This window comes from Rhizobium sp. BK491 (assembly GCF_014194925.1).
GTDB lineage: Bacteria > Pseudomonadota > Alphaproteobacteria > Rhizobiales > Rhizobiaceae > Rhizobium.
The window spans coordinates 938,102-953,782 of record NZ_JACIAR010000002.1 but is presented as its reverse complement, the minus strand read 5'-3'; the positions used below and the strand labels follow the sequence as shown (position 1 = coordinate 953,782).

At 60.9% G+C, this 15,681-nt stretch carries 15 protein-coding genes; 2 read left to right on the top strand and 13 right to left on the bottom strand.

What is annotated here, in order from left to right:
• Positions 1-26: 26 nt before the first annotated feature.
• The 12 genes from FHX05_RS12560 to FHX05_RS12505 form a co-directional block, all read right to left on the bottom strand.
• Positions 27-1,442, bottom strand: coding sequence for an ATP-binding protein (locus FHX05_RS12560; protein WP_183710631.1), 1,416 nt, complete (start codon positions 1,440-1,442; stop codon positions 27-29).
• Entirely contained in the window at positions 1,439-2,116 is a 678-nt protein-coding gene (locus FHX05_RS12555; protein WP_015339233.1) for a response regulator transcription factor, read from the bottom strand. Before FHX05_RS12555 ends, FHX05_RS12560 begins: the two co-directional genes overlap by 4 nt.
• A 185-nt stretch (positions 2,117-2,301) precedes the next feature.
• Positions 2,302-3,855 (bottom strand): Do family serine endopeptidase, encoded by a 1,554-nt coding sequence (locus FHX05_RS12550; RefSeq protein WP_183871995.1) that lies wholly within the window; start codon positions 3,853-3,855, stop codon positions 2,302-2,304.
• A 168-nt stretch (positions 3,856-4,023) separates the two neighbouring features.
• Positions 4,024-4,461 (bottom strand): cytochrome c-type biogenesis protein, encoded by a 438-nt coding sequence (locus FHX05_RS12545; protein ID WP_183710643.1) that lies wholly within the window; start codon positions 4,459-4,461, stop codon positions 4,024-4,026.
• Between the two features lie 269 nt (positions 4,462-4,730).
• Positions 4,731-6,719, bottom strand: a complete 1,989-nt coding sequence (locus FHX05_RS12540; RefSeq protein WP_183871993.1) for a heme lyase CcmF/NrfE family subunit — start codon at positions 6,717-6,719, stop codon at positions 4,731-4,733.
• Positions 6,716-7,165, bottom strand: coding sequence for a cytochrome c maturation protein CcmE (gene ccmE, locus FHX05_RS12535; protein ID WP_183871991.1), 450 nt, complete (start codon positions 7,163-7,165; stop codon positions 6,716-6,718). The genes FHX05_RS12540 and ccmE overlap by 4 nt, the downstream gene beginning before the upstream one ends.
• A complete protein-coding gene (gene ccmI, locus FHX05_RS12530) occupies positions 7,162-8,304 on the bottom strand; it encodes a c-type cytochrome biogenesis protein CcmI (RefSeq protein ID WP_183871989.1) in 1,143 nt (380 codons plus the stop codon). The genes ccmE and ccmI overlap by 4 nt, the downstream gene beginning before the upstream one ends.
• 95 nt (positions 8,305-8,399) lie before the next feature.
• The gene (locus FHX05_RS12525) at positions 8,400-8,831 is read right to left on the bottom strand and encodes a hypothetical protein (RefSeq protein WP_183871987.1); all 432 of its coding nucleotides are present in this window, start codon (positions 8,829-8,831) and stop codon (positions 8,400-8,402) included.
• 91 nt (positions 8,832-8,922) lie between these two features.
• The gene (locus FHX05_RS12520; RefSeq protein ID WP_112607506.1) at positions 8,923-10,320 is read right to left on the bottom strand and encodes a HAMP domain-containing sensor histidine kinase; all 1,398 of its coding nucleotides are present in this window, start codon (positions 10,318-10,320) and stop codon (positions 8,923-8,925) included.
• Positions 10,310-10,981, bottom strand: coding sequence for a response regulator transcription factor (locus tag FHX05_RS12515; protein WP_183871985.1), 672 nt, complete (start codon positions 10,979-10,981; stop codon positions 10,310-10,312). The genes FHX05_RS12520 and FHX05_RS12515 overlap by 11 nt, the downstream gene beginning before the upstream one ends.
• A gap of 122 nt (positions 10,982-11,103) precedes the next feature.
• Positions 11,104-11,358 (bottom strand): hypothetical protein, encoded by a 255-nt coding sequence (locus FHX05_RS12510; protein WP_015339224.1) that lies wholly within the window; start codon positions 11,356-11,358, stop codon positions 11,104-11,106.
• A 565-nt stretch (positions 11,359-11,923) separates the two neighbouring features.
• Positions 11,924-12,232: a Dabb family protein gene (locus FHX05_RS12505; protein WP_075852052.1), complete on the bottom strand. Its 309-nt coding sequence runs from the start codon at positions 12,230-12,232 to the stop codon at positions 11,924-11,926.
• A 157-nt stretch (positions 12,233-12,389) separates the two neighbouring features.
• On the opposite strand from FHX05_RS12505, the gene FHX05_RS12500 reads away from it, so the two are divergent.
• Complete coding sequence (locus FHX05_RS12500; protein ID WP_183871976.1) at positions 12,390-12,719, top strand: MmcQ/YjbR family DNA-binding protein; 330 nt, start codon at positions 12,390-12,392, stop codon at positions 12,717-12,719.
• Here the strand turns inward: FHX05_RS12500 and FHX05_RS12495 are convergent.
• Complete coding sequence (locus FHX05_RS12495) at positions 12,697-13,185, bottom strand: YcgN family cysteine cluster protein (RefSeq protein WP_112607633.1); 489 nt, start codon at positions 13,183-13,185, stop codon at positions 12,697-12,699. The two genes, FHX05_RS12500 and FHX05_RS12495, sit on opposite strands and share 23 nt — an antisense overlap.
• Before the next feature lie 164 nt (positions 13,186-13,349).
• Between FHX05_RS12495 and FHX05_RS12490 the strand changes: the two genes are divergently transcribed.
• Positions 13,350-15,569, top strand: a complete 2,220-nt coding sequence (locus FHX05_RS12490) for a transglycosylase domain-containing protein (RefSeq protein WP_183871974.1) — start codon at positions 13,350-13,352, stop codon at positions 15,567-15,569.
• Positions 15,570-15,681: the final 112 nt, after the last annotated feature.

Here is a 15,681-nt window from a genome sequence, read left to right as displayed (position 1 = left end):
CAGCAAGCGGATACCGCAGGATTAACCTATTGTTTCTGCATGGGGAAGATCATGGTGACCGTTAATCCCTTGGCGGCTGGATTTTCGGGATCGGTATCGGAAAGCTCCAGCCGGCCGCCATGCAACTCCATCACGGCTTCCACCAGCGCAAGGCCAAGCCCGGTTCCCGGCTTGGAGCGGCTTTCGTCCAGCCGAAAGAAACGCTTGACCACATCGGCACGCTGATGGGCAGGAATGCCCGGCCCATGATCGGCAACGGCGAGCGTCACAGCGTCACTCGCGCGCGCCAGCTTGAACGTGATCGCCGGTTTTCCGTTGCAGCCCGACGCATATTTAAGGGCATTGTCGATGAGATTGAACAGCGCCTGGCCGATCAGCTCGCGGTTTCCTTGCACTTCGACTTCCGGCTCTATCTCGGCGGTGAGCGCCAGGCCCGCCTCTTCCGCCACCGGCTCGTAAAGTTCGGCCGTATCGGCGACGATGGAGGAAAGATCGACCGCGGTCATTTCTGCGGCCACGGAACCCGCCTCGACGCGGGAAATCATCAGGAGCGCATTGAAGGTGCGGATCAGCTGATCGGATTCGCCGATGATGCCCTCAAGCGCTGTGCGGCGGCCTTCGCTGTCGGCATTGTCGAGCGCATCGGCCGCCTTGTTGCGCAGGCGCGTCAACGGGGTCTTGAGGTCGTGGGCGATATTGTCGGAGACCTGCCGCAGCCCTTCGTTCAGCTTCTCGATGCGCTCGAGCATGGCATTCAGCGACGCCGACATCCGGTCGAACTCGTCGCCGGAACCGCCGACTGGCAGGCGCTGCGAGAGATCGCCCGCCATGATCTTGCGGCCCGCATCCGTCATCCGGTCGATACGCTTCAGCGCGTTTCGGCCGATACCGAACCAGATGACCAATGCGCCGAGCCCCATAATCGCCAGTGCCAGCATCAGCGCCTGACGCACCAGCACGCGGAAGCGCTCCGGCTCGCCGAGGTCGCGGCCGATGAGGATACGCAAGCCATTGTCGAGAATGAAGATATTGGCAATTGCCAGATGACGGCGCTCCGGATCGTTGGAGGCGTCGGTGTAGCGCTCGTAGGAGAAGGGAAGCTCCGTCCAGCCGGCCTGCCCGAGCACGCCTGGCTGTACGGAAGCGACGTTGCCAGCCAGGATGTCACCGGAAGGACCCGCAATGACATAGAGATTAGCACCCGGCTGGCGGGCACGGCGCTCCATGGTGCGCAGAAGCAGGTTCAGGCCGCCGATGTCATAGGCACGCTTGACCTGACTGACCTCCTGCTGGACGGCATCGCGTATCTGCCCCGTCAGCAGCCGTTCGGACATGGCCGTGACATAGAAGACCAGCGTCGCGGCGCAAAGCGAGAAAAGAAGGATGTAGAGGGCGGAAAGGCGGACTGCGGTGGACTTGAAGAGGACGCGGAAGCGACTCATCCCTCGTCCTTGATCATGTAGCCGGCGCCACGAATAGTCTTCAGCAGCGGCTGGCTGAAATCCTTCTCGATCTTGGAGCGCAGGCGCGAAACGTGGACGTCGATGACGTTCGTCTGGGGGTCGAAATGATAATCCCAGACATTTTCGAGCAGCATGGTGCGGGTGACGACCTGGCCGGCATTCTTCATCAGATACTCCAGGAGACGGAACTCGCGCGGCTGCAGCAGGATTTCCTTGCCGCCACGGCGCACCTCATGCGAGAGGCGGTCCAGTTCCAGATCGCCAACACGATAGAGGACGTCCTGCTCCGGCGTTCCCTTGCGGCGGCCGAGTACTTCGACACGGGCAAGAAGCTCACTGAAGGCATAGGGTTTCGGCAGGTAGTCGTCACCTCCAGCACGCAGGCCGGTGACACGATCGTCAACCTGGCCGAGCGCAGAAAGGATCAGAACCGGCGTATGCACGCCCTTGCGGCGCAATTCGCTGATAACAGACAGCCCGTCCCGACGCGGAAGCATGCGATCGATGATGGCGACATCGTAGGTGTTCTCGGTGGCCATGAAGAGACCGCTCTCGCCGTCGCTCGCGTGATCGGCAACGATGCCAGCCTCGCGAAACGCCTTGGTAAGGTAAGCCGCCGCTTCAAGATCGTCTTCAATGATCAGAATCTTCATGTGAGCGACATTACCTGCCGACGCTGCCTCGGCACAACCAGAATCGGGAGAACTCACGGCATGTTGGCTAGCGGTTGTCATCTTTCACCTGCCTTGGAACCAGTCATTTGACACGTTCTAAAAGGGAAAGCCGCACAAGCCGTGGCCTGCGCGGCTTTCCCAATGCATTTCATCCGTCTGAAGGATCAACCGGCGTTGATCGGCAAAGCAACAAAGCGGCTGCCGTCACCGGACTGAATCTGGAACAGAGCGCGGGTGCGACCGTCCTTCTTCGCCTGCTCGATGATCTTGGCAATATCGCCGGCGTTGGAGACCTGCTGGTTGTTAACCGACGTGATCTTCTCGCCTTCCTTCACGCCCTTATCGGCGGCATCGGAGTCGGGATCGACGGCCGTGATCGCTACGCCCTTGCCGTCATCGGAAGGGCCGACGGTCAGGCCAAGGTCAGCCAGCGCCTTCTCGGAGGACGGCTGCTGCGGCTGGCTCGGCTGCGAGTCGTCATTCGAGGCCTGGTTCTGATCGGCCGGAAGCGTGCCGAGCTCAACCGTGACCGACTGCGACTTGCCAGCGCGCCAGATAGAAACCTCGACCTTGGAACCCGGCTGCATCGCGCCGATGCGACGAGCCAAATCACGCGGATCCTTGACCGGGTCGCCATTCACTGCGGTGACGACGTCGCCGTTCTTGATGCCGGCCTTCTGACCCGGCGAACCATCCTGCGGAGAAACCACGAGAGCACCGCTTGCTTCGGACAAGCCGAGGGATTCGGCAATATCCTTGGTGACGGGCTGGATCTGTACGCCGAGCCAGCCGCGCGAAACCGTGCCGGTCTTGATCAGGTCGGCGACGACATCCTTGGCCGTGGTTGCCGGGATCGCGAAGGCGATGCCGACGCTGCCGCCGGACTGCGAGAAAATGGCGGTGTTGATGCCGACCACCTGGCCGTTGAGGTTGAAGGTCGGGCCGCCGGAATTGCCCTTGTTCACCGGTGCGTCGATCTGAATGTAATCATCATAGGGACCGGAATGGATATCGCGGCCCCGGGCCGAAACGATACCCGCGGTCACGGTGCCACCGAGGCCGAACGGGTTACCGACGGCAACGACCCAGTCGCCGACACGAACCTTGGAGTCATCGGCCCAGCCCACATAGGTGAACTTCTTGCCTTTGGGGTCGACTTTCAGGACAGCGAGATCGGTACGGCTATCCTTGCCGACGAGCTTGGCGTCGAGTTCAGTGCCGTCGTTGAGGACGACGACGAAAGCTGCACCATCGGAAACGACGTGGTTGTTGGTGACGATGTAGCCATCTTCCGAAACGAAGAAACCGGACCCTTGAGCGACCGGGCGCAGGTGGCCCTTGTCGTCAGAATTCTTCTGCTGGTTCTGGCCGCGCTGCTGGCCGCGGCCCTGCTGCTGCTCGAACTGGCGGAAGAACTTCTTCAGCGGGTGATCGTCCGGAAGGTCATCGAAGCCGCGGCCGAGACCGAAAGAATCATCCTCGTCGGCAACCGAGTTGACACGGGATTCGACACGAACCGACACGACGGCCGGCGAAACGGCATCCACCACATTGGCGAAGCTGGGAACCTGCGGCGCCTGAACGTTGACGGCATCGGCATAGGCACCCGGGACCACGGCCGGAACACCCGTTGCCAAGGCAGCAACAGCGAGGCCTGCGACGACGGAAGCCTTCATAGCAGTGCTGCGGGACAAAGTGTCCTTGATATTCCTGAACATATGCGAATTACCTTTTTGTTTCTCGTCAGATTTGCGCCGGACGGAACCGGCTATGATGCGCCATAAGGAAGATATAGGGCACGGCACCTTACAACGAACTGTCCGCCCCATGAAAAATTCGTAATGTAAGGTATCGATGCAACGTTATGACGAAAGACGACGGCCGCGTCACTTGCCGAGGATATCTTTCAACTGCGCCTCTTCATCGGCGTTCAGAGAGCTGCCGATGGGCTTGCCCGCGCGGCGGCGCGCGTAAACGGCAAGGGCCAATCCGCCCGCTAGAAAGAGCGCGATCGGCGCTCCCCAGAGAATGTATGTCTTTTCGCTCAGGCGCGGCTTGAGCAGCACGAACTCGCCATAGCGGGAGACGATGTAATCGAGCACCTGCTGATCGGTGTCGCCATCCGTCAGTCGCTTGCGCACCAGCAAGCGCAGGTCCCGCGCGAGATCGGCATTGGAATCATCGATGGATTGATTCTGGCAGACCATGCAGCGCAGTTCGGCGGAGATGGTCCGCGCCCGTGCCTCCAGGGCCGGATCCGGCAGAACTTCGTCCGGGTTGACCGCGAAGGCGGGCGCCGCGGCGAAGAGCAATGCCAGCAGCATAAGCAAGCGGATCACCCATACTTCCCCCCCTTTAGGCAGGAAGTCGCCGGCAGCAGCAGCCGAGGAAGAAGGAGCACTGCCCTTACTGCGGTGAAATACCCCCTCATCCGCCCTTCGGGCACCTTCTCCCCTAGGGGAGAAGGGAAAACCGCTGCGGCCTTCATTGACCGGTTTTGCTTTGATACCGGTACGACAGCGACAATCTCCCCTTCTCCCCTCGGGGAGAAGGTGCCCCGGAGGGGCGGATGAGGGGGAGACGGTCAAACGCATCATTCGGCCGGCTCCATCGCGGGACGAGCTGGTTTTGCCTTCCGGCTCGGGGCGCCGACGCGCAGGCGACGGTCGCTGAGCGACACGAAACCGCCGATCGCCATGATGAGCGCACCCAGCCAGATGCAGAGAATGAACGGCTTCCACCAAATGCGCACAACCATGCCGCCATCCTTGCTGGCGTCGCCAACCGATACATAGAGTTGGTTGAGACCTAGGGTGAGAATGCCGGATTCGGTGGTCGCTGTGCGGCTTGCAGTGAAGACGCGCTTGGCGGACGACATTTCCGCAAAGACAACGCCTCCACGGCTGACGGTGAAATGAGCGCGATCCTCGGTGAAATTGGGGCCGACGCCGGGCTGCACGCCGTCAAAGCGCAGGCTGTAGCCGCCGAGCTCGGCTGTCTCGCCCGGCTTCATGCTGGTGATGTGTTCCGCCTCAAAGGTCGTCACCGCGACAATGCCGAGCACGCTGATGCCGAGGCCCGCATGGGCAAGTGCGGTGCCGAAGCTAGAGCGCGGCAGCCCGCTCAGGCGACGCCAGGCGACACCAGGCGCCACCTTGCCGACGCCGGCGCGATACCAGAGATCGGCCAAGGCGCCGAAGACCAGGAAGAAGCCGGCGGCGAGACCGAGAGCGGCAAGCACCGGCCCACCATGCTCGACATAGAACAGGACAAGGCCGGCCAGGAAGGCCAGGCCCGCAATGACATAAAGCCTCTGCAGCGCACCGAGCAGATCGCCGCGCTTCCAGGCGAGCAGCGGGCCGAACGGCACAGCAATGAGGATCGGGGTCATCAATAGCCCGAACGTCATATTGAAGAAGGGCGGCCCAACGGAAATCTTGTCGCCGGTCAGTGTTTCGAGCGCCAGCGGATAGAGCGTACCCGTCAACACCGTGCCACAGGCAACCGTGAGGATCAGGTTGTTCAACACCAGCGCGCCCTCGCGCGAGATCGGCGCGAACAATCCGCCGGCGGCAAGCTTCGGTGCACGCAGCGCGAAAAGCGATAGGGCACCGCCAATGAAGATCAGAAGAATGCAGAGAATGAAAATGCCGCGCGTCGGATCGCTGGCGAAGGAATGGACGGAGGTCAGTACGCCCGAGCGGACCAGGAAGGTGCCGAGCAGCGACAGCGAAAACGTCAGGATTGCCAGCAGCACGGTCCAGATCTTCAAGGCATCGCGCTTTTCCATGACAACAGCCGAATGCAGCAGCGCCGTGCCGGCAAGCCAGGGCATGAAGGAGGCATTTTCCACCGGGTCCCAGAACCACCAGCCGCCCCAACCGAGCTCGTAATAGGCCCAATAGGAACCCATGGCGATGCCAAGCGTCAGGAAGCTCCAGGCAGCCAGCGTCCAGGGGCGGACCCAGCGCGCCCAGGCGGCATCGATGCGACCTTCCAAAAGTGCGGCGACGGCGAAGGAAAAGCAAACGGAGAAGCCGACATAACCGAGATAGAGCAGCGGCGGATGGATCGCGAGGCCGATATCCTGGAGGACGGGATTGAGATCCTTACCCTCCGCCGGCGCCGGGTTGAGCCGAAGGAACGGATTGGAGGTAAGCAGAATGAAGACCAGGAAGGCCGAGGAGATCCACGACTGCACGGCCAGCACATTGGCGCGCAGCACGTCGGGCAGATTGCGCCCGAAGAGCGCGACGAGCGCGCTGAAGAGCGCCAGGATCAACAGCCAGAGCATCATCGATCCCTCGTGATTGCCCCAGACGCCGGAGATCTTGAAGACCAGCGGCATCAGCGAATGGGAGTTGGCCCAGACATTGAGGACGGAGAAATCGGAGGCGACATAGGCATAGGTCAGCACGCCGAAAGAAAAGGCGACCAGCAGGAACATGACGATCGCGCCGACGGGGGCGATATCCATCATCGACACGTCGCCGCGCCTGGCGCCGATCACGGGAAGGATGGAGACGACGAGTGCGGTGGCGAGCGCCAGCACCAGCGCATAGTGTCCGAGCTCGATGATCATCGGGTGGCCTCCTCGCCCTTCCAGACGCCATCGGCCTTCAGCTTATCGGCGACCTGCTTTGGCATATAGCGCTCATCATGCTTGGCGAGCACGCTGTCGGCAACAAAAACGTAGCTGCCCGGCTCGAACCTGCCTTCGGTCACCACACCCTGCCCTTCGCGGAACAGGTCTGGCAGAATGCCGTCATACTTGACCTTGATCGTGTCGGTGCCGTCCGTGACGGAGAACTGCACTTGCGTACCCTGACCACGCACGATCGATCCCTCACCGACAAGCCCGCCGAGGCGGATCAGCGTCCCGGCATTGACCGGCGTCTTGGCGAGATCCGCCGGCATATAGAAGTAGGCGACCGACTGGCTGAAGGCGAACAGCACGAGCAGCACGGCAACGGCGATGAAACCCATGCCACCGGCGATCACAGCCAGACGTTTCTGCTTGCGGGTCATTGCTGCGTCACCTCCGTCGGCAATCCCAATTCTTTCGCCAGCGCCAGAAGCTGCTGGCCCTCCCCTCCATCGGCCGGAAAGGCCGCGAGACCGCGCTTCAACGCATCCGCTGCGCGCTCCCGATCATTCAACACCGCATAGGAGCGGATTAGCCGCATCCAGCCCTCGAAATTCTTGGGATCTTCCTTGAGCTTGGCATCGAGGCTGTCGACCATGCCGCGGATCATCTGCTGGCGATCGCCGCTGCTCAGCGCATTCGCCGCAGCGGCGTCCTCCGCCGTCGGATTGCCAAGGGCCTTGTCGTTCGCCGATACCGTCGGCTGGCCGCCATTCTTGACGATGTGTTGATCAACGACAGCAAGCCAGGGAGCGTCAGGCGGCGATTGCTTGGCGAGAGCCTCGAAGGCGGTCTTCGCATCGGCAGCCTTGCCCTCCTGCTCCAGCGCGAGCGCCAGATAGAAAAGCGTGCGCGGATTGGCGGCATCGAGCGCAAGCGATTGCTGCAGCACGCCCCGCGCCTCCGCCGTTACTATGCCATTGGCCTTGACGACCAGCACCTCGCCCAGATCGCCAAGTCGGGCCGCATTCGGCCCCAACAGACGGATGACATTGCGATAGGCAAGCTCCGCATCGCCGACACGGTTGGTCTTGAAATAGATGGGTGCCAGGACTTCCCAGCCCTTGGCGTCATCCGGGTTCTTGGCCAGATGCTGCTCGATCTTGACGATCGAGATGGCGAGATCGTTTCCTGGCTTCTCCAGCCGCGCTTCCAGCGGCTGCGCCGGCAGGCCGGGATCGCCGTTGATAAGATAAAGACAGAGACCAACGGCCGGAAGAAGGACGATGATGAAGGCCTGAGCAAGACGATAGTTACCACGCGCAGGCGATTTTGCCGCCGTCTTCTCGTCTTTGGCGGCAGCGATGAGGCGCCGCCCTATTTCGGCGCGGGCATAGCCTGCCTCCTGCGCGGAGATGAGGCCGCCGGCAAGATCACGCTCCAGTTCACGAAGCTGATCGCGATAGACCTCAGTCTCGCCGGAACGGCCGCCCTCCGCCTCCTTCGCACCACGCAGAAGAGGATAGAGCAGCACAGCGCCGACAACCGCCGTAAGAACGGCCACTAGAATCCAGAACAGCATAGACGCCCAATACTTTAACGGGGCGCTTATTCCAACCGGGAAAGGCCATCTGACGAAGATTTGAGGCGTTTGGCCGCGCCTTTCATTGCAGACGCCTATTCAAGCGGCGTCCAGGTGCCGTCGTCATTGCGGCAGGCCGCGCCCCTTGCGGTCGTCGGTTTGCCGTCGACCGTGAGGGTATGCGTATATTGCCGGCAATTCTGCGAGCCGACCTGATAGGGCGCAGCGGGGACAACCTCGCCACTTGCATTCCTGCCCTTCCATGCCACGGGTTGGCCGAGAGGCGAGGTCTCAAGCGCCCGATATTCGGCTTCCAGCGCGCGCTGCTTGTCGCTGTCGCTGAGCTTGATGCCGGTGCGCTCGACGATGCCACCATCAAGAGCATTGATGAAGGTCGCGGAGGCCGGAGGCTTCGCAGACGAAAACAGGCTCTTGCCGCCTCCCAAGCTGCTCGTGGTCGAGCAACCAGAAAGCGCGAATGCGGCGAAAAGACAGGGGACGACCAGGAAAAAGGTACGAAGCTTCATACAACCGAACCAGTATCAAAAAGCAAAACCAATAGGTACTGCGCTGCGGCATCATCATGACCCACAACGTCTTTTGGCATCATGCCGTTCCTCACGCAACATCCTTCATCAGGCCCGGCAAAATTAGGCTCGCCCGAAGCCCGCCCCAGCTACCCCGGGAGAGCTCGAAACGGCCTTGATATTCGTTGGTGATCTCGCTGACGATCGAAAGCCCAAGCCCCGTGCCGGGCTTGCTCTCGTCCAGTCTGCGCCCGCGTTTCATGGCTTCGCGGATCTGATCCGGCTCCAGCCCGGGACCGTCGTCCTCAACCACCAGTTCCACCCAGTGGCGCCGCGCCGGATCGATGCCCTTGATCTCGGCCGGCGCCTCGTTTGCAACCAGACGCACCTTGTGTTCGGCAAAGCGGGCAGCATTTTCGAGGAGATTGCCGACCGTCTCCTCCAGATCCTGCTGCTCCATGGCGAGCGCCAGATTGGGCGAGACGGAGAGTTCGAATTCCTTGTCGGCGTTCAGCCTGCGCATGACACGGACGAGCCGTTCCAGCGCCGGCTCGGCCTCGGTGCGTGCCAGCACGGATTCGCGCTGGGCGGCGATGCGGGCACGATTGAGATAGGATTGCACCTGCCCCTGCATGGCTTCTGCCTGGTTCTTCACCAAATCGCCATGTGAGCGCTCCAAGACGCGGGATTCGTTGAGCAGCACCGCAATCGGCGTTTTCAGCGAGTGCGCGAGATTGCCGACCTGCATGCGTGCGCGCTCGACGATACGCCGGTTGCTCTCGATGAGCGCGTTGATCTCATTGGCAAGCGGCAGGATCTCACGCGGGAAATCGCCCTGCAAGCGTTCGCTTTCACCGGCGCGGATGCGCTCCAGCGCGGCGCGCGCCTTGTCGAGCGGTTTCAGGCCGTAGAGAATGGCGAGCGCATTGACGATCAAGCTTCCGACGCCGAAGCCGACGAGTGCGAAGTAGAGGCTGTGGGAGAAATTGCGGACGTCGTCCTCGACCACGGCCACATTGCCAGTCACACGGAAGCGTGCGGCACGGCCGTCCGTGTCGAGCACGACTTCCGTTTCGGCTACCTGGACGCGGTTTCCGAAGGCATCGGTGACGATGTAATAGCGTTCGTAATTCTTGTCGAAGGGCGCTTCCAGCACGGAGAGAACAGGCAAGTTCGATGCGCCGAGCGACGGCGAGACCAGTGGCGTCGCCGTATAGGTGCCAAGCGGCTCGACCATCCAGTACCAGCCGGTCTTCGGCTGGGCAAAACGCAAATCACCGAGCTGCGGGCTGCCTGACAATGTGCCCTGGTCGCCGATCGTCACCGAGTTGATGACGTTATAGAGCTGCGCGCGCAACAGGTCCTGGAAACCGCGCTCGGCGCTCTTGCGATAGATATTCGAGATGACGAGGCCGATCACCACCAGCGCCACGGCGGACCAAAGCGTGGTCAGCAGCAGGACGCGAGCGGTGAGCGACTTAATTCGCATTGGTCGGAGCTTGGATTCTGTAACCAAGGCCGCGAACCGTTTCGATCAGGTCGACACCCATCTTCTTGCGCAGACGACCGACAAATACCTCGATCGTATTGGAATCCCGATCGAAATCCTGATCGTACATATGCTCGACCAGCTCGGTGCGTGAGACGACGTCCCCCTTGTGATGCATGAGATAGGCAAGCAGACGATATTCGTGCGAGGTGAGCTTTAGCGGCTTGCCGTCGACAGTTGCCTTCGAGCTCTTGGTGTCGAGCCGCACCGGGCCGCAGACGATTTCCGAAGAGGCATGCCCGGCGGCGCGGCGGATGAGAGCGCGGATGCGGGCAAGCACTTCCTCGACATGGAAGGGCTTGGCGACGTAGTCGTCGGCGCCGGCGTCGATGCCTGCCACCTTGTCGCTCCAGCGATCACGTGCGGTCAAGAGAAGCACCGGCACAGTGCGCCCGGCGCCACGCCATTTCTCAAGCACTGTGATGCCATCCATTTCAGGCAAGCCGATATCGAGGATGATAGCATCGTAAGGCTCGGTATCGCCGAGGAAATGCCCTTCCTCGCCATCAAAGGCCGTATCGACCACATAGCCTGCCTCCTTCAAGGCCTCGGCAAGCTGACGGTTCAAGTTGATATCGTCTTCGACTATGAGAATGCGCATCTCTAAATCCAATTTCCCCGGTTCGATAAACAGTACCGCAAATCGTGGCGCAGTGGAATCACGGAAACAATAAGATTTCGTGTAAGATTCAAGGCGTTAGGTGGCATCAAAATGCGCGGGAATCACATCGGCACCTTCATCGTCACCTTGCGCGGACGCTGGCCGTTGCCCTGGACGAGAACAGTGATGATGCAGCTGTCACCGGATGGTTGTACCGAGAGAAGCTGACCGCCGGTCTTGGCGACCACCTCGTCAGCGGCCTCACTGCAATCGCTGTTGGCGCGCGCGACCAGGGTCGACGTCGGCGCTGGCGCCGGCAGAACAGACGAGCCGGCCAGAACGAGGGCCGCTGCTGCTATGCTTGAAAATGAGGCCATGCTTCGGGCTTCCCACAGGGATATGAACTTGGCCGATTATTTACCCAAACACGTCTGAATGGCAAATGAATGGGCTGTAATTTTCGGCCGACCATGCGTCGGGGTCACCTGACTGGTGCTCTAACCATTTGAAATTATTGAACGCGCATCTGCCGTAGCGTGATAACGGCAACCGGCTGTCGTTCCGGAGCGCCGCATCCATACAATCTATCGGCGATATGCGTGAATCGATACGTATCCGCGTTCGCGGGCACCACACGCCCGGAGCCGCAGGCTTAGCCATTTTTAATCATTCTTGCTTATCATCGGTTCATAGAGGCGGGATGAAACGTCGCCTTTCGTGGCCAATGCAACCGGCCTGCAAGCGTCTTGTCGACATAAGGCGTGGCGATTTCCTTGAGTCCTTTGAATCGCTTGCCGCGATTTCTTCTCAAGTTGAATCCGGAGCTTCAAAAGTTGATTCAAGAACCTCAAGCCGAGAATCCGGTTGCCGACAATCCGATTCCGCTAGCGTGCTCAATCCGTTGAAAGGGCTGGCGGGAAATGGTTCTACGGGGCCAGACGTTCAGAAAGGTTCACGGACGGCCGTCACCGTCTCATAGTCTGCCGCAATGCGCATTTCGCGCAGCGGACGAACGCGCTCGATGGAGCGCTGGTAATTCGGATGGGCCTTGTAAGCCGCCAATGCCGCCTCGTCGTCGAATTCGCCGTAGACCACCAGATCGACTTCGGTTCCGAGCTGATCGGTCTTGACGTTCGTGCCGATCTCCAAAAGCCGCGCATGCGGAATGGCCGTGAGGATCGAGAGGCCGGAACGGACCTCCTCAAGCTTGGCGCGATCGGGAACGGTGAAGAAGACGATATGACGGATCACGCGGCGGCTCCTTGTACATATGCGCGGGGCATCGCGCGATACCATGCGTGTGGGTGCAATTCAATAAACGGGCCTCTTCGCTTCCCGAACCGTTTCGTCGCAGGTCACGCAGGCGCCCATTTACGGCACGGCGGCGCGGCGTGTTATCATCGCGGCCATGACCGATGAGGACCTTATATCCCTCGCCCTTGGCCTGCCGTACGCAGCAGAGAGCTCACACTTCGGAACCCGTGACTTTCGCGTGGGGGGCAAGATCTTCATGACACTTCGCGGACCGGATTTCTGCGTCCTCAAGCTGACGCCGGACCAGCGGCAGATGGCTTCGACCATCATGCCTGAACATGTCGCCGCCGTGCCGGGCAGCTGGGGCCTGAAGGGGTGGACCCGACTTTTCCATCGCGATGCCGGAAGCGAGGAGGTCAGAAGGCTAATGCGTCAGGCCTGGCGGAATACAGCGCCGAAATCTATGGCTTTGCCGGAGGATTAGGTATCATGTCGTCCTCGACGGTCAGCGGCCAGTCGACAACATAATCCTCGAAATCATCGAGAGCGACATCGTTTTCGCTGATGGTGCGCCCTTGGGCGGAGGCACCCGCTATATGCACCGTTTCCGGATCGCCCGAGATCAACGGATGCCACCAATAGAGATCGCGGCCCTCGTTGACGAGGCGATAGGCGCAGGTGGGCGGCAGCCATTGCAGCTCCGGCACTTTCTCGGGCGTCAGTTGCACGCAATCCGGCACGAAATCCCAGCGGTTCGGATAGCTGGTGCAACGACAGCTCTCGCCATCCATCAGCTTGCAGCGGATCGAGGTGAAATAGACGTCGCCGCTATCCCACTCCTCGAGCTTGTTGAGACAACAGAGGCCACAGCCGTCGCAAAGGCTCTCCCATTCCGACGGGCTCATCTCCGTCAGGGTCTTGCTTTTCCAGAAGGGTATCTCGTCTGTCATCATCATCGTCCTCGCCCGGCCAAGGGGAATTCGGGCTGCGGCATGCATGTCTCTTGTTCTTTTCTCTAAATCAACCAATTATTCAATTAGCCGTTCTATGAGATAATGGGCTTTGCGTGTGCCACAAGGAGACACGCGGCAGCAATGTGGTCGGGAAGTAGAGCGTGGAAGACCCATCCAATCCAGAAAACGGGCCGAAGATGGCGCCCGAGACGCCTAGGGATAACGGGGCCGAAAAGCCGCGGCGTCGGAAGCGCTATTTCTTTTTGCGCCTCGATTCATGGATCGATTCCACTTTATGGAATGCCGGCTTCGGTCTCGCCGAGGCGTGGGAAGAGATCACCATCTTCTTCCGCCGCTTCCGCGTTCGCGGCTGGAAACGTATCTTTTTCGAATTGCTCGGTGAAGGCCTGACGCTGGGAACAGCCGGTTCCGTCGTCATGCTGATGCTCGCCATGCCGGCCTTCGAGGCCACACAGGGCGACTGGCGCAACCGCGGCAATTTCGCCGTCACCTTCCTCGACCGCTACGGCAATGTCATCGGCCATCGCGGCATCATTCACGAGAATTCCGTGCCGGTCGACCAGCTGCCGGATTATTTCATCAAGGCGGTGCTGGCGACCGAGGACCGGCGCTTCTTCGACCATTTCGGCATCGACGTCATCGGCCTGTTCCGCGCGGTCACCGTCAATGCGCAGGCCGGCGGCGTCGTCCAAGGCGGTTCGACGCTGACGCAGCAGCTTGCCAAGAACATCTTCCTCAGCAACGAGCGCTCCATCGAACGCAAGGTCAAGGAAGCCTTCCTGGCGATCTGGCTCGAGGCCAATCTCTCCAAGAAGGAGATCCTGAGCCTCTATCTCGACCGCACCTATATGGGCGGCGGCACCTTCGGCGCAGCGGCGGCGGCGCAATTCTATTTCGGCAAGAGCATTACCGACGTCAATCTGGCCGAAGCTGCAATGCTCGCCGGCCTCTTCAAGGCGCCGGCGAAATATGCGCCGCATGTTAACCTGCCCGCCGCTCGTGCCCGCGCCAACGACGTGCTGTCCAATCTCGTGCAGAGCGGGCTGATGACCGAGGGACAGGTCGTCGCCGCACGGCGCAACCCGGCTTCAGTGGTCGACCGCGCCCAGATCGAATCCCCGGATTATTTCCTCGACTGGGCCTTTGACGAGGTACAGCGGCTTTCAAACCGGTTCCCCGAGCGCTCGTTGATCGTGCGCACCACCATCGATATGGGGCTGCAGAAGGCGGCGGAGGATTCGGTCCAATCCAGTTTGATGGAATTCGGCGAGCGCTATAAGGCCAAACAGGGTGCTTCCGTCGTCATCGAAAACGGCGGCGCCGTGCGCGCCATGGTCGGCGGCAGCGATTACGGCGAAAGCCAATTCAACCGCGCGACCAAGGCGCTGCGCCAACCCGGTTCATCCTTCAAGATCTATACCTATTCGGTTGCGATGGAGAACGGCATGACGCCGACATCCACCATCGTCGATGCGCCGATCAGCTGGGGCAACTGGAGCCCGCACAATTACGAGAACCGCTACGAAGGCAAGGTGACGCTCACCCAGGCGCTGACGCAGTCGATCAACACCATTCCCGTACGACTCGCCAAGGAGAAATTCGGCATTCAGCCGATCCGCAACATGGCCAAGGCCATGGGCGTCGAGACGCCGATCCGCAACGACAAGACCATTCCGATCGGCACATCGGAAGTGACCGTTCTCGACCAGGCGACCGCCTATGCCGTCTTCCCGGCCAACGGCATGCAGTCGCGGCGTCACGGCATCGAGCAGATCACCGGCTATGACGGCAAGGTGCTCTACGATTTCAGTCACGACGAGTTCCCTGCAAAACGGGTTCTCAGCGAAAAAGCCACGTCCTACATGAACCAGATGCTGACGCAGGTTCCGGTGATCGGCACCGGCCGCAAGGCAGCCCTCGACAACGGCATCGTGGTCGGCGGCAAGACCGGCACCACTCAGGCCTATCGCGACGCCTGGTTCATCGGCTTTACGGGCAATTACACCTGCGCGGTCTGGTTCGGCAACGACGACTATACCTCCACCAACAACATGACGGGCGGCACCCTGCCGGCCATGACCTTCAAGAAGATCATGGATTACGCCAATCAGGGCATCGTACTGAAACCGATCCCCGGCATCGCTAACCCTTTCCCTGTACAGAAACCACAAACGGTTGCGGCCAAGAAGCCCGCCGACCCTGCCAATGGCGGCCTGCCGCCATTGGTGCGTCCGCGCTCGCTTTCGGTCGACTCCACAAGCATCCTGCGCGATATCGGCGAAAGGCTGAAGGCCGCAACACCCCTCGGGGCGCAGAAGGTGGCGACGGCGGAGCATCGCAGCACGACAGCGCCTGAATAACCAGTTCCCCAGGAAATGCGCGGCGGCGCGGCGCTGATGGCAGCGGCAAGCCCTGCCGTCGAACGGAAGGACAGAAGCCGGTGTTTTTGGATGCCAGCTGCCGTTTCCGATC